This is a genomic window from Nostoc sp. LEGE 06077 (assembly GCF_015207705.1).
Classification (GTDB): domain Bacteria; phylum Cyanobacteriota; class Cyanobacteriia; order Cyanobacteriales; family Nostocaceae; genus Nostoc_B.
Map to the genome: position 1 here is coordinate 18592 of NZ_JADEWI010000019.1, position 13682 is coordinate 32273.

The 13682-nt window shown below is 41.2% G+C and carries 16 protein-coding genes and 1 pseudogene; 9 read left to right on the top strand and 8 right to left on the bottom strand.

Annotated elements, in window-relative coordinates:
* The first annotated feature begins 176 nt into the window (after positions 1–176).
* Positions 177–734 (top strand): Uma2 family endonuclease, encoded by a 558-nt coding sequence (locus IQ244_RS14640; protein ID WP_193895202.1) that lies wholly within the window; start codon positions 177–179, stop codon positions 732–734.
* Between the two features lie 69 nt (positions 735–803).
* On the opposite strand, the gene IQ244_RS14645 is transcribed toward IQ244_RS14640, so the two are convergent.
* Both IQ244_RS14645 and IQ244_RS14650 read right to left on the bottom strand, forming a co-directional pair.
* Entirely contained in the window at positions 804–1079 is a 276-nt protein-coding gene (locus tag IQ244_RS14645) for a hypothetical protein (RefSeq protein ID WP_193895204.1), read from the bottom strand.
* A gap of 33 nt (positions 1080–1112) precedes the next feature.
* The gene (locus tag IQ244_RS14650; protein WP_193895206.1) at positions 1113–1349 is read right to left on the bottom strand and encodes a hypothetical protein; all 237 of its coding nucleotides are present in this window, start codon (positions 1347–1349) and stop codon (positions 1113–1115) included.
* 562 nt (positions 1350–1911) lie between these two features.
* Between IQ244_RS14650 and IQ244_RS32510 the strand changes: the two genes are divergently transcribed.
* The 5 genes from IQ244_RS32510 (at position 1912) to IQ244_RS14670 (ending at position 5090) form a co-directional block, all read left to right on the top strand.
* Entirely contained in the window at positions 1912–2100 is a 189-nt protein-coding gene (locus tag IQ244_RS32510; protein ID WP_322746069.1) for a hypothetical protein, read from the top strand.
* Positions 2101–2353: 253 nt separating this feature from the next.
* On the top strand, positions 2354–2659 hold the full coding sequence (locus IQ244_RS14655) for an RNA recognition motif domain-containing protein (RefSeq protein ID WP_193895208.1): 306 nt from the start codon (positions 2354–2356) through the stop codon (positions 2657–2659).
* Positions 2660–2784: 125 nt separating this feature from the next.
* Positions 2785–2973 carry a 30S ribosomal protein S21 gene (rpsU, locus tag IQ244_RS14660; RefSeq protein ID WP_193895210.1) on the top strand — a complete coding sequence of 63 codons (189 nt, stop codon included), beginning with the start codon at positions 2785–2787 and terminating at the stop codon, positions 2971–2973.
* A gap of 271 nt (positions 2974–3244) precedes the next feature.
* Positions 3245–3484: a hypothetical protein gene (locus IQ244_RS14665; RefSeq protein WP_193895212.1), complete on the top strand. Its 240-nt coding sequence runs from the start codon at positions 3245–3247 to the stop codon at positions 3482–3484.
* 478 nt (positions 3485–3962) lie between these two features.
* A complete protein-coding gene (locus IQ244_RS14670; protein ID WP_193895214.1) occupies positions 3963–5090 on the top strand; it encodes an acyltransferase family protein in 1128 nt (375 codons plus the stop codon).
* A gap of 24 nt (positions 5091–5114) precedes the next feature.
* Here IQ244_RS14670 and IQ244_RS14675 read toward each other — a convergent pair whose 3' ends face one another.
* Together IQ244_RS14675 and obgE are read right to left on the bottom strand one after the other, a co-directional pair.
* Positions 5115–5696, bottom strand: coding sequence for a Uma2 family endonuclease (locus IQ244_RS14675; RefSeq protein ID WP_193895216.1), 582 nt, complete (start codon positions 5694–5696; stop codon positions 5115–5117).
* A gap of 101 nt (positions 5697–5797) precedes the next feature.
* Positions 5798–6826 (bottom strand): GTPase ObgE, encoded by a 1029-nt coding sequence (gene obgE / locus IQ244_RS14680; protein ID WP_193895218.1) that lies wholly within the window; start codon positions 6824–6826, stop codon positions 5798–5800.
* A gap of 584 nt (positions 6827–7410) precedes the next feature.
* On the opposite strand from obgE, the gene IQ244_RS14685 reads away from it, so the two are divergent.
* Positions 7411–8868, top strand: coding sequence for a glycoside hydrolase family 13 protein (locus IQ244_RS14685; protein WP_193895220.1), 1458 nt, complete (start codon positions 7411–7413; stop codon positions 8866–8868).
* 336 nt (positions 8869–9204) lie between these two features.
* On the opposite strand, the pseudogene IQ244_RS14690 reads toward IQ244_RS14685, so the two are convergent.
* A pseudogene (locus IQ244_RS14690) lies at positions 9205–10551 on the bottom strand (NACHT domain-containing protein); the annotation flags it as partial.
* 182 nt (positions 10552–10733) lie between these two features.
* Between IQ244_RS14690 and IQ244_RS14695 the strand changes: the two are divergent.
* Complete coding sequence (locus IQ244_RS14695; RefSeq protein WP_193895222.1) at positions 10734–11327, top strand: EF-hand domain-containing protein; 594 nt, start codon at positions 10734–10736, stop codon at positions 11325–11327.
* Between the two features lie 391 nt (positions 11328–11718).
* Positions 11719–12135 carry a cupin domain-containing protein gene (locus IQ244_RS14700; protein WP_193895224.1) on the top strand — a complete coding sequence of 139 codons (417 nt, stop codon included), beginning with the start codon at positions 11719–11721 and terminating at the stop codon, positions 12133–12135.
* On the opposite strand, the gene IQ244_RS14705 is transcribed toward IQ244_RS14700, so the two are convergent.
* From IQ244_RS14705 to IQ244_RS14715, 3 genes are all read right to left on the bottom strand, one after another.
* Entirely contained in the window at positions 12114–12353 is a 240-nt protein-coding gene (locus IQ244_RS14705) for a hypothetical protein (protein WP_193895226.1), read from the bottom strand. The genes IQ244_RS14700 and IQ244_RS14705 overlap by 22 nt on opposite strands.
* A 335-nt stretch (positions 12354–12688) precedes the next feature.
* Entirely contained in the window at positions 12689–12919 is a 231-nt protein-coding gene (locus IQ244_RS14710; RefSeq protein ID WP_193895228.1) for a hypothetical protein, read from the bottom strand.
* Between the two features lie 147 nt (positions 12920–13066).
* On the bottom strand, positions 13067–13543 hold the full coding sequence (locus IQ244_RS14715) for a hypothetical protein (protein ID WP_193895231.1): 477 nt from the start codon (positions 13541–13543) through the stop codon (positions 13067–13069).
* Positions 13544–13682: the final 139 nt, after the last annotated feature.

Here is a 13682-nt window from a genome sequence, read left to right on the forward strand (position 1 = left end):
TTTAGCTGCTATTGTGCCAAAACTTCTCTATTTTTTTACATTTCTCAGTGTAAACTCTTGGTTTAGCGGTTTTATATCAATTATCTCAGCATCAAAAGTATCTTGATTTTTTCAGCAATGCCTACTGTTAGGCGATCGGAGATAATAAACTTAACTGCCAAGGAGATGCGATATTTATGACTCAAATCAAATCTCAACTGACACTCAAAGAATTCCTCACCCTACCGCAAGGCGATATCACCTACGAATTAGTTAATGGAGAAGCAAAACCTAAAATGGCACCAAAAAGATTTCATTCACGTTTAACTTTGGCTTTGACTCAACTTTTAACGCCGTGGGCGAAAAATCGCGGTGAAGTTGGTGTTGAATGGGCCGTTACGTTAAAACGCCAAAGTCGAGACTGGGTTCCTGTACCAGACTTACTTTATGTTTCTTACTCTCGCTTCAATAGTGATGTCATTGAAGATGAACCTTGTCCCATACCGCCAGATTTAGCCATTGAAATTATCTCACCTGACCAAACTTTTGGTGAAATGAGTGCAAAAGCAACAGATTATCTAGAAGCAGGTGTGATGAGAGTTTGGGTTGTAGATGCAAAAGCTAAAACCGTTCCTGTGTTTTATCCTGATGCACATCCACAAACAAAAGCTGGTGAAGATAGTTTAGAAGATTCTTTATTTGAAGCCCTACAAATTACACCCGCACAAATTTTTCAACAAGCGGGAATACCATAAATATTTTAAAGTTTAATATTGGTAATATTGGGAAATTTGTCACTATCCCCAGTATGATATCAAGATACTTCAATCAGATGAATTCTCAGACGGAACTTTCTTTTTAATTAAACGGTGAAGCAGACGGCAAGGCCAAATGCAAGCTCCACAAACACTTACAGAGGAAATAGCCGCCAAAACACGCCACTTTTCCTCAAGTTGATTAGCAGATTCTGATGGCTGGGATTGCATATCTTTGGTTATTTCTGGCAATGAATGAGATAGCTGACTGGCTGTACTTATCCCTTCAATCGCCGCGCCAATTAGATAAGCTACAAGCGCAATACCGAGCCAGTGACTCATCATATTTGATTGGTAAACTTTTGTATTACTTTTGTATTAATGATTATCTGTCCCAAACGATAATCTGCCTTCAGCAGTGTCACGAATTAGAGGCAGTTTAGATTGTATATAAGCGTTAAGGCTACTCTCTGTCTGTATATCTTCTTCCTGCTGGGTGTTTAATTGCTGGAATAGCAATTGTACTAAAGCTACATCATCAAACTGGAGCAAGGTGCTGACATTAGTAGACTCTATTACAGTCCAAAGCTGTTGCATCATTTTGGTGGTGATCATCAGTCTATAACCTCTTAAGCTTTTCTTTATATTTGCACAGTTTTCTTGTTTATGCGTAATTTGTGTTTAAAAATTAATTAATTAGCAAAACCCCAGCAAAATCAAGGTATTAGCCGCTAAAAGAGTAAAGAAAGGTTTCTATTTCAATAATTTAAATTTAATCGGTACGAATGGCCTGCTTGTAATTTTCTCCTAAAACCTACTCTGCATCAGGATTGTAGAGTTTAATTACCCGATATTTACACATAGCTTTCTTTGAGATGATGTTATGATTAGATGGTCGAGAATAATTTTCGGCTATGTGATTGAATTCACCTAGCACTTTTTTCTATGTCTCTAGTTAAAACTGCAATTTTTCCGTAAAATTGTCAGCCCGTGACAGTAACTAAACATCCAAAATCTCTTAAAAATATATTAATTAAGGGATTGTGCTACAGGAGTGATTTGACTTAATCACAGGACTATCTAATAGGTATCTTGCTCTTGGGCATTAGTTACATGAATTAGCACAGTCTACTTATATATAGCAATGCCCTTATAGAAGATAAAAAATGGTGAATGTGTGGCAACAGTAAAATATAAACAAACAGGCAAATATCTTCCCCCTAGTATACTTATTTTAGGGATGTGTTTTGTGCCTGGAGAAACTGAAATTAGCAGTGAACAGTTAACTGAAATTCGGGATTGTATTAAGAATGATCGATTACTTCAGCATTATTTAAAGCAGAAAATTCTGATTATCCAAGATTGAATATTTCATACTTTAAATTTGTTTAGTTTGAGAAGAGACTGATGATTCCATAAGTCAAAAACATCATCAATCTCTTCATTTACTTGCGAAGTTTAACCCCCCAGTTATTGTTGGATATTCTAGAAACTGAAAAGTGAATAATCCGCTAGTATAGAAAATGAGAATTAAATTCGGTTGCGGCGTTTGTTTTTAAGATGACAGACATTTCTCCCAAATCTAAATCTCTGCACACTTATGATTTTGGAGACAATTTATGTCATTGTATGTAGGCAACCTCTCTTATGAGGTCACACAAGATAGTTTAACTGCGGTATTCGCAGAATATGGTTCGGTAAAGCAGGTTAAACTTCCTACTGATCGAGAAACAGGTCAATTGCGCGGCTTCGCTTTTGTAGACATGGGTACAGAAGCTGAAGAAACTGCTGCGATTGAAGCACTAGACGGTGCTGAGTGGATGGGACGAGATTTAAAAGTAAATAAAGCTAGGCCTAGGGAAGATAGAGGTTCTTTTGGTGGTGGTAATCGTGGGGGATACTCCGGCGGTGGTCGCAGACGCTAATCAGCGTTAAAACCAAATTTTTGCTCACAAGTTAAGTCCTGAGATTGAGAATCAGGCGCTTGTTTTTCTTCGCACTGTTACTGTTGGCTAGTGTCATTAATTGAGTAAATTTATTAGGAGAGATCATGACCCAAGTAATAGTAGGCGAAAATGAACACATTGAGTCTGCCCTACGTCGATTTAAACGAGAAGTTTCCAAAGCTGGGATTTTTCCAGATATGCGGAAGCATCGTCATTTTGAAACGCCATTAGAAAAGCACAAGCGCAAAGAAGTTGCTAGACATAGGCAAAGTAAGAGACATTCCCGCTATTAATAACAGCAAGGAACCGATTCTGAAAATCAATTAAGAGATGCGATCGCGCAATTTTCAGCGATACTACTCAATGCACTACGGTAGAAGGGTATCCGATGCGATCGCTCAACCTTAAACATCAGATTACACCTAAAAATTCTCCCCAAATTTAACTTTAATATTATCAATAATGTGGTTTAAACTACGCTATTAGATTGAATAAGTAAGATAAACTTGCGAAATCAATGTCATTAAACACTGACTTTCATTTAGCCACAACACAGGATAAGTTATGAGTAGAGATGTAGTTAAAGTCATTTTATGGGAAGAAAAACAAAAAGATTATCTCAAAAAAATCTATGATTTACAATTTATTCCCAGAATAGGCGAAGAAATTTACATCAATAAAGAAAATTGGAAGGTCACTAGAATTGAACATGATGTAGAAGTGAGTGAGATTAATATTTATATGGAATTAACCAAAAAAGCCAAGCAGGAAAAATCATTTAGTTCAGAAACAAATAGTAAATAAGGTGTATTTACCTAAATACTAAACTTGGCTTTGTGAAATGAGCCACTCCACTGCAAAATTAGGCTCAAATCTCACTCCTACCGTGCGCGTCGGTCTGTGGTGCATCTCCACAAACATTTATCCTAGGCGGTTACTACGGCAAGTTTCCCCACATCTAAAACCAAGCCAGTAGCCAATTCAATCAATACAAACCAGACTCTCTATTACCAACTTTAGTGTGTTCTAAAAATTGTAACCATCAAGTGGACTGGTGTATAATCATACAAAAAATCACTTAAGTGAGCCAAATTCTGATAGCGTTTTCTCATCTTGTGTGTGGAAGTGTAGGCTTTGTCTACGCCCCTACACCTGTATTTGTATTATTTATCCAGTGAAATGGTGGAAAATTTCATCTCCTAATTCAGCAATGTGTAAAAATCAAACACTAGTCCTAACGCAAGCAACAGTTTAGACTCTGATCAAAGATAAAATTCCACCTATGCGCCTGACCTCACTGGATGTTTTTCGTGGCATCACCATTGCTGGTATGATTCTTGTCAACATGGCAGGAGTCGCAGATGATGTTTATCCTCCTCTAGCTCATGCTGACTGGCATGGTTGCACACCAACTGATTTAGTATTTCCCTTCTTTTTATTTATTGTTGGTGTAGCTATGACATTTTCGTTGTCAAAATACACCGCAGAGAATAAACCAACTGCTGCTGTTTATTGGCGAATTTTTCGCCGCGCAGCAATTTTATTTGCTTTAGGTTTATTATTAAACGGCTTTTGGAATAAAGGTGTTTGGACTTTTGATTTCAGCAGTATCCGCATTATGGGAGTTTTACAGCGCATTAGCTTAACTTACCTGTTAGCTTCCCTAGCTGTTCTCAACCTCCCACGCAAAGGACAATGGATACTAGCCGCAGTTTTACTCATTGGTTACTGGTTAAGCATGATGTATGTAACAGTTCCCGACTATGGTGCTGGTATACTGACACGGGAAAGTAACTTTGGTGCATATATTGACCGCCTCATTATCCCACAAGCACATCTGTATGCTGGTGATGGGTTCAAAAATATGGGAGATCCAGAGGGACTTTTTAGCACCATACCTGCTGTTGTTAGTGTCCTGGCTGGTTACTTCACAGGGCAATGGATACGTAAACAGCCTGTGCAGACAAGGACAAGTGTAGGATTAGCTTTATTTGGGATTGGTTGCTTAATTATTGGTTGGGCGTGGGGTTGGGTATTCCCCATTAACAAAAAACTGTGGACGAGTTCTTATGTGATTTTTGCCAGTGGTTGGGCATTACTCTTATTAGCCGCTTGTTATGAACTTATCGAAGTGCGATTAATCAAACGCTGGAGTAAACCTTTTGAGGTTATGGGCTTAAATGCGATCGCTCTTTTCGTCGCATCTGTATTATTAATTAAAATCCTCGCTAAAACCAAAATCGGTACAGGCGAAACCGCCCTCAGCACTTACAACTGGATTTATCAAAACATCTTCGCATCATGGGCAGGAACTTTTAACGGTTCACTACTATTTGCTTTAGTTACAGTCTTATTATGGTGGGCTGTAGCCGTGTTCATGTACAAACAACGCTGGTTTCTCAAAGTTTAACCTTTGCGCTATTGCCTGAGATTCTCACTCCTCCACACTAAAATCTACCTTATCGTAAATATCTCCCAGCAAAACCTGACAAGGAACAGCAGCTAAACTTAATAACACATCTGCATCGTCATACTCAGAAAATATCCACTTATTATTCTCTGTTTTGCAATATTGCTCAACGTGCATTTTATACTGATCAATCAGAACATATTCTTGAAAGCTAGGAATTGTCCGATAAGCAGCAAACTTTTCATCGCGGTCATAACTTTTAGTAGATTTTGACAACACCTCAGCAATAAATACTGGGTTAACTAACGTGTCTCGTCTTCCTTCTTGAAATTCCAAAGGAGTTTTCACCACCATCACATCAGGGTAAGTGAGAATTCGCCTGTTAGGTATCCATAGACGCTGGTCACTAGAATAAACCTCATAAGGCTGACGCTTGATAGCATAAAGGATTGCCGCATATAAATTACCAGCAAGTTTGTTATGATTTGGTGTTCCACCTGCCATTAGAATGATTTGCCCATCAATATATTCATGTTTTTCCTCAGAATCCACCTCTAGTTCGAGGTATTCTTCAGGCGAATAATAGCGTTGTTCTTGTAACTGCATAACTATAAGACTTTTAACAAAAGCCCAAATAATGCGTAATTAACCGCAGATAGACACAGATAATTTATCTGAGTATATCTGTTGTTTTATTTTAAGTTAACTCAACTCAAGACTTGCTCTGCTTCAACAGCATTCATTTGATCGAGAATTCCCCAAAGTTCCTGTAACATTGGGTCTAAGCCAGTACGCGTAACCGCAGAAATCACAAAAACCGGAGCATCACCAAGATGATTTAATTGGGTGGATAGTGCTTCTAAATCAACTTCTTCTCTATCAACTGCATCAATTTTATTCAGTGCTAAAATTTGCGGACGATTTGCTAAACCTCGTCCATAAGCTTCCAACTCTTGTTGAATTGTATTGTAATCTCTGATGACATCATCACTAGTTGCATCAATCAAGTGTAATAGCACTCGTGTGCGCTCAATGTGACGTAAAAAATCATGTCCTAAACCTGCGCCTTCGGCTGCGCCTTCAATCAGTCCGGGAATGTCGGCAAAAACTGTACCATCACCACTAGGTTTTCGCACTACACCCAAATTTGGCACCAGGGTAGTGAAAGGATAATCGGCAATTTTTGGTCGCGCAGCAGATAAAGAAGAAATTAAGGTTGATTTACCTGCGTTTGGCAATCCAATAATTCCAACTTCTGCTAATAGTTTCAACTCCAGACGGAGCATTTTTCTTTCCCCTTCTAAACCAGGGAGGGCGTATTCTGGGGCGCGGTTGCGGTTACTTAAGAAATACTGATTTCCTAGCCCACCTTTACCGCCTTCAGCAATTACTAGAGTTTGTTCAGGTTTAATTAAATCGCCAATGATGTCATCAGTTTCGGCATCATAAATTGTTGTCCCGCAGGGAACTTCGATGATTAAATCTTCGCCAGATGCGCCAGTGCGGTTATTAGGGCCGCCTCGACCACCGTTTTCTGCCTTAAAAAGATGGTTATATCTAAAGTCTAATAGGGTTTGGAGGCTTTCTACAGCCTTAAAAATCACAGAACCACCCCGTCCACCATTTCCGCCAGAGGGGCCACCCGCAGGGACATACTTTTCTCGGCGGAAGGCGACAATACCATCGCCACCTTTACCTGCTTCAACTTGAATTTCTACTTGATCGATGAATTTCATATTCTGAAAGCGCTGAGTTGTGAATCTTAAATTATAAGTTTTTTAATCAATACCGTTACCAAAATAATAGGTTGTGGGAAAAGTCGAAGAGATAGTGAACAGCCTGAAGCTGAAACTCCAAAGTTACAGTTAAAAATCGACCCAAATCATCAACCCTCGAATTGTGTGTCAACTTATCAGCCGCAACGCAATCATCTAAAGAGATAAATAGTAGTTGTTGAATTCCCCCTACTAACGTGAGTGAAACTGTCTAATATACTTGCAAAATCAGGTTGAATAAGACTCAAGCAGCCACATTGTTAAATAAAGTTTCACCTTCAACGATAGTAGCTTGTATGTGTATCAAGATTTTAGAGAATTGCGATCAAGCCCCCTACTAGACTCGGATTCTCTACACCTCTGCGTCTCTGCGTGAACAAACTTAGGTGGGTATTTCTCGTAAAAATTAAGCTAAGTAACGCTACAATCTAAAATTTAAAATCTAAAATTCGCATTAAACTCTTTGGTATTTCTCCATCATAGGTGAGAGTCATAACTGTAGAAATATTTGCCACAATCTCTCCTAAAGATACAAATAATTACCTATGCAAGTTCAAACACCAGACTGGGTTAAGCACGCGGTTTTTTACCAAATCTTTCCCGATCGCTTTGCTAGAAGCAAACAGCCGCGTAAACGATTGTTACATGAAGCCCGTTGGGAAGATTGGGAAGCAATGCCCACACTCCAAGGTTATAAAGGCGGCGATTTGTGGGGCATTATTGAGGAATTAGACTATATCCAAGGTTTAGGAATTAACGCGATTTATTTCACGCCAATTTTTCAATCGGCTAGTAATCACCGTTATCACACTCACGATTATTACCAAGTTGATCCGTTGTTGGGAGGAAATGAGGCGTTTAAAGAATTGTTAGAAGCAGCCCATCAACGGAATATTAAAGTAGTTTTGGATGGAGTGTTTAATCATTCAAGTCGCGGGTTTTTCTTTTTCCATGATGTGTTGGAAAATGGCCCTCATTCGCCTTGGATGAATTGGTTTAAAATTCATGGCTGGCCGCTGTCTGCTTACAATGGTGATTTTCCAGCTAATTATGAGGGTTGGGCGGATAATCGAGCTTTGCCAGCCTTTAACCACGACAACCCAGAAGTGAGAGAATACATCATGGAAATTGCCGAATATTGGATTAAACTCGGCATTGATGGCTGGCGGTTAGATGTGCCATTTGAAATTAAAACTCCTGGTTTTTGGCAAGAATTTCGAGAGCGAGTCAAAGCCATTAACCCCGAAGCTTATATTGTGGGCGAAGTCTGGGGAGATTCCCGCGAGTGGTTAGATGGGACGCAATTTGACGGCGTGATGAATTATTTATTTGCTGGGCCGACAATTGCCTTTACCGCAGGCGATCGCGTAGTCTTAGAACAAGTCCAAAGTCGAGACTATCAACCTTATCCACCTTTATTTGCGGCTGAGTACGCCACAAAAATCCAAGAACTACTGCAATTCTACCCTTGGGACATTCAGCTAACGCAACTCAACTTACTTGCTAGTCACGATACCGCCCGTTTAATGACTATTGCAGGTGGTGATAAAGCCAGCATTGAATTATCAACTTTACTGTTACTCACCTTTCCGGGTGCGCCGAGTATTTATTATGGTGATGAAGTGGGTTTACCCGGTGCAATAGATCCCGACTCCCGGCGCAGCTTTCCCTTAGAAGCGAATTGGGATCAAGAAATTCTCCAAATTCACCGCCAATTAATTGACATTCGTCATGCTTACCCAGCTTTGCGGATAGGAGATTATCAAGTTCTTTATGCCCAAGGAACACTATACGTTTTTGCTCGCACTTTAGGCACAGAAGAATTAATCATTGCGGTGAATACTGGTACAGGATCAGCTATAGCAAACATAGATATTACTAGTTTGCCAACTCAACCCAGCAAGCTTTTATTCGGCTACGCAGAATACGAGTGGAATAACGCCGGAGAAACTAAACAGCTTTCTCTCACAGTTCCTCCCCGTACTGGTTGTATTTTGGCTTAAACATAACGTGGATTTTACTCCCCTCTCCTCGTAGCCGTGTACACACAAGTCGCAAATTTTCGTGTTTAACCACATCCCGCCTAGAACTAAAGTTCCAGGCTCATAGCCAAAGTCCACAAAGCGTGGACTGGAAGATATTTTTAGTTCAGTCATCTTCAGATGACTTGCGCTATGAGACTCGGAATTGATTCCGAGGCGGGACAGATGCACTCAACGAAATTTATTTGTGTGTACACCATATCCTCGTAGGAGAGGGGCTGGGGGTGATGTTAAAAATTCTCTCCTCTACTCCCATGTGGTCTACACTGCAAATTAGGCGCTGAATAGCTTATATGCTTACCGAGTTCGTAACAACTGCACAAAGGTATTACTCACCGTATTGTCTTTAGTATCCGCCGCGTATTGAATCAACTTTTCCCGCAATTCCTTAGCTGCATCTAACGGGAGTAAGCTGGCTAACAAGAAGTACACACCACGAAAACGGGGGTCGCCCATTCTATCAACTAATAATCCTTCCGCTTCATCACTTTCGCCCAGGAAGTTATGCACTAAGAAAAAGTCCATGATTTTATCGTGGCGGAAATACCATTCTTGCTTGGGTTCGCCTTTTTCATCTTGCCATTGACGGCTGACAACCATTTTGTATTTCTCGTCTTCTAAAGATTTGACAACTTGATAAAATTCATCGGCGGGTAAAGCTTGTTTGTCTTGCAGTCGCATTTCGTAGACGGCGGTGGCGAATTTTTTTAACGGAAATTCCTGATTCCATTCCTTCAGGTATTCTGCCGCTATTAGATTGTATTGCTGTTCTTGCAGGCGGAATAAGTTGGGATGTTTGCCTTGGGATAACATCAGCGCGACTACATTTAAATCCATTGGGTTGGAAAGAATGCGCCGGACAGCATCTAACTCTTCTTGGGCTTGCTGGTCTTTGAGGACTTCTGTTAAATAGTTGGTGCAGGCTTGGGTGTAATCAGCACCTTGAATTTTCGCATCTTTGGGTAGTAGCGGCTGGCGGGAAAGCAAAAACTCTTGAATTTGGGTTTGTTCTAAAGGCTTTAGTTCGTAGGTTTTGGCGGTGGAGGGTGGTGTCCACTCTAGGGGCTGGGTAGTCATAATAATGTTGCCCCGGAAATAGCTTTCGACAAATTGGCAGATTTTCGCCCTAGTGTCGGCGGTGACTTCGTTGAGTCCGTCGATGCAGATGTCTATTGCACCACTGTAAATCAGGTTTTTCAGGAAGTTGGCATCTTGGGCTTGGCCGTGTAGCTTGTCTTGAACCGCTTCAATTACACCCTTATGGCATTTTTGGGCGGGGAGGTAAACGATAATGCGCTGGGAGTTTGTCAGCAGATGGCGGAGAAACATCGACTTGCCTAAGCCGGAATCTCCTTCTAAGATAATTTGCCCGTGAATTTTGGGGAGGGCGGCGGTAACTGGGAGGATGTCGCCAGAAACGGGGACTTTGACTTGAGACTCTGGGAAATATGATTCGTCATGAAAGTTATCTAACCCGGCATCGGCTAGTAGGGAAGGTTTGAAAGGTTCAAATAATTTGCGGCGGAAAAAGGGAACCCAGGTGAGGAGAAAGCCGACGTAGCCCACGCCTAAAATGCGGCGTACCCAAGGGTTCCAGAAGAAGATGGCTTGGACTTGGGGAAATTTCGGGTAGGCGAAGATCAGGTCTATAACTTCAACCCCCCTGAGCGGTTACGATTTATTTTATATTTTTTCTTAACTGTCTTAACTGTCTTAACTTTCCTTGTTTTAAATAAAATATTGTGAAATACTCTCAAATAAGTTCATCCGCGCGGAATAGTTGAACAGCAAAGTTGATACAACATTTCATATAACGGAGATTAAATATGCCTCTTGTTGAAACTCAAGATTTGTTGGATCGAAAATTCGATGTTTGTTTTACTCATGCTGACGTGAACGGTAACGGCGTTCTAGAACAAGCCGATGTACTCGCTCTCGCCGCTCGTGTTGCTACTTATCTCGGCGAGCCTATGGGCAGCCCCAAAACACAGAAACTGTTCCAAACGTTTGAACACTTTTGGACTCATGTACAAGCCAAGATGGATGTTGATAACGATGGCCAAGTGACTCCGGAGGAATGGCGCAATGGCTTAAAGTCCTTCGCCGAAGATTCAGAAGCCTATAAATCAGCCTTCCATCCCCTTGCAAAAGCGATTTTCACAATCTGCGATCGAGACGACAACGGTTTCCTCGAACAAAGTGAGTTCGCCAAATTCCACCAAGCTTTTGGCTGTAAGGCGGCGAACAGCCAGCTAGCTTTCCAGAAGCTCGACAGCAACGGCAACGGACAGCTTACGGTCGATGAACTCCTGATCGCGTGGCAGGAATACTACACCAGTAGCGACCAAAATGCGCGAGGCAACTGGCTGTACGGCGACGTTTGGGACAATACGGTGGTTGTCGGCAGCAAGACAAGATGACCTACTCAAGCATCGTTGCCAGACTGACGCGACCCAAGCTTGGGTAGTGCAACGATTCACAAAAAATTCTGCCATATAGCTGAAAATCCTTACTTGAAAAGGTTTTCAGCTTTTAGCTATACGGTACTTATTAGTTATGAATCAACATTGCCTAGTTTGAGCCAATTTAGACAATGTTTAATAACTATTCTTTGCAATCATCAGGGTTTTGGGCATTTCTCTGATGAGGTATCAGCTTCTCTTTTAGGCAATGAATAACTAGAATATCGCTCCTAAATAAATATTTTTTTAACTGTCTTAACTGTCCTTGTATTCTTATTTAGAGTCTGAGATGTTAAGAAATCTAACGACTAATTTCTTTTGAATAGTATAGTCTTTAGGGTGATAGTTTATGAGTTCTGAAATTTTAGATACTTGCATCTCACAGCAAGTGAGTAGTGTTGTAGTTGTTCAGGAGCCAGAAAGAATTTGTGATACAGATCATGGCTATGTTCGAGGCTGGGGTGTAACTGAAGAAACTGTCGGATCGAAGCACCTTAGTATGGCTCACGGCATAATTCCTCCAGGAGCAGGTGCAACCCCACACTACCATCCTTTTGAGACTGCGATATACATTATTACGGGAACGTGCAGAGTTTTGATAGGTGTTGAGAATGATACATTTGTAGATATCAAAGCAGGCGATTTCCTCTATATTAAAACTGGTGTCGTGCATTGTCCGGTTAATTGTGGGCAGGAAGTGATGGAATATATTGTTGCCCGAAGTTCGCCACAAGAAATTTGTCTTTATCCTGACCAAAAATGTTGAAGCTGAATGTTATCACGCCTTAGTCGATATTGCTTCACTTTGAGGTAGCTGTCGTCAAGGGAGGCTACTATGCTGTTAATCTGCCATGCTTCTGGCTTGGGTTTGGGTGGTTCTTTAGCGCTCACCCAAGTCAAGGTGAGAAAAAAGGAAAGGATGAAGGCTAAAGGATACAGGATAAAAGGGGAAGGTTTGCGGGTGCGGCGGTGAGTTAGCAGCATATTTGGGGTAAGCTGGCAGATTACACGGGGTTATCGGTATAATATCAGGCTGGCAATTTGTAATTCCTGATTCGTAGTGAAAAAATCGGATTTAGTTTGACGTGAATTCGGCGGATATGAAAACCCCTCTCCAAACCTCTCCCCTGCAAGGAGAGAGGCTTTGAAACTCCTATTTTTTGTGTAAAACGAGGAATATTTCTGCCCCTCTCCGCGTCGGAGAGGGGTTGGGGAGAGGTTCATCAAACTCAAGTTCATTTACGAATTTCTAATACTCGCCCGTGAGTATCAAACACTCTCGCGCCAGTATTAAAGACTCATTCACGAGTATCAAAGACTCATTCACGAGTATTAAACACTCTCACGCCAGTATCAAAGACTCGTTCACCAGTATTAAAGACTCTCGCACGAGTATCAAACACTCTCACGCCAGTATCAAACACTCGCCCACGAGTATCAAAGACTCTCGCACCAGTATCAAAGACTCGCTCACGAGTATTAAACACTCTCACGCCAGTATCAAAGACTCGCTCACGAGTATCAAAGACTCTCACGCCAGTATTAAACACTCGTTCATTTTTGTTCTTGCCTTTTAATCGATTAGCTATTCAATCAAATATTTTTATTTTTCCCCGAATGTAGGGGCAAACGGCCGTTTGCCCCTACGATGTTATTCGTTACTCTTGACAATCAAGACAGCCGTTCGCCCCTACAACTTATGAATTAGATGCAGCTTTCGCAGGTTTAGCTTTCATTGCTTTAAACCGTTCGCCCAATTGTTCAGCAACAGTTTTTAACCCTGGTGTTTTCTTCGCCGCAGTCTTGACGTAATCATAAACTGTTAAACTGCTTCCCATTGCTTCGCTGCCAACTGCCAATAAAGTATCATCGACTTGTTCTGTCAGTTGTCGCAACCCAATTAACAATTCGGTGAGGGTGGCGGCTAGTTGATAATCCCGGACAAATTCATCAACATCAAAGCTGGCTGGTAAAATGTCGCGGTTAGATTGGGCAGCAGTCAGGCTATTGTTGACGAAAGCGAGGCTTTTATCGCCCATTTTAAATAACTTGCGTCGTTCTTCGACACTCAGCGTTACCAGAAACGGCAACTTTGCCTGAATGGTTGCAAAGGCGGCTTTGATTTCTTGGATATCTTCTGGAGAAAGGGAGGCGGTGATATTTTGGTAAGCCATAGGCTCTTTACCTTAGTGAATTTTTGTTATGATTCCCACTGGTAAAGGCGATCAATCACACAGCATAAGTAGTTACGTACAAAATTTTCTGTGGAGATTGGGTGTAAGGGGTTGTTTTAAGAGGATGTCTGAGAAGTAT

Coding starts and splice junctions, on each gene's coding strand:
- IQ244_RS14640 (WP_193895202.1), top strand. CDS start 177: ATGACTCAAATCAAATCTCAACTGACACTCAAAGAATTCCTCACCCTA.
- IQ244_RS14645 (WP_193895204.1), bottom strand. CDS start 1,079: ATGATGAGTCACTGGCTCGGTATTGCGCTTGTAGCTTATCTAATTGGC.
- IQ244_RS14650 (WP_193895206.1), bottom strand. CDS start 1,349: ATGATCACCACCAAAATGATGCAACAGCTTTGGACTGTAATAGAGTCT.
- IQ244_RS14655 (WP_193895208.1), top strand. CDS start 2,354: ATGTCATTGTATGTAGGCAACCTCTCTTATGAGGTCACACAAGATAGT.
- rpsU (WP_193895210.1), top strand. CDS start 2,785: ATGACCCAAGTAATAGTAGGCGAAAATGAACACATTGAGTCTGCCCTA.
- IQ244_RS14665 (WP_193895212.1), top strand. CDS start 3,245: ATGAGTAGAGATGTAGTTAAAGTCATTTTATGGGAAGAAAAACAAAAA.
- IQ244_RS14670 (WP_193895214.1), top strand. CDS start 3,963: ATGCGCCTGACCTCACTGGATGTTTTTCGTGGCATCACCATTGCTGGT.
- IQ244_RS14675 (WP_193895216.1), bottom strand. CDS start 5,696: ATGCAGTTACAAGAACAACGCTATTATTCGCCTGAAGAATACCTCGAA.
- obgE (WP_193895218.1), bottom strand. CDS start 6,826: ATGAAATTCATCGATCAAGTAGAAATTCAAGTTGAAGCAGGTAAAGGT.
- IQ244_RS14685 (WP_193895220.1), top strand. CDS start 7,411: ATGCAAGTTCAAACACCAGACTGGGTTAAGCACGCGGTTTTTTACCAA.
- IQ244_RS14695 (WP_193895222.1), top strand. CDS start 10,734: ATGCCTCTTGTTGAAACTCAAGATTTGTTGGATCGAAAATTCGATGTT.
- IQ244_RS14700 (WP_193895224.1), top strand. CDS start 11,719: ATGAGTTCTGAAATTTTAGATACTTGCATCTCACAGCAAGTGAGTAGT.
- IQ244_RS14705 (WP_193895226.1), bottom strand. CDS start 12,353: ATGCTGCTAACTCACCGCCGCACCCGCAAACCTTCCCCTTTTATCCTG.
- IQ244_RS14715 (WP_193895231.1), bottom strand. CDS start 13,543: ATGGCTTACCAAAATATCACCGCCTCCCTTTCTCCAGAAGATATCCAA.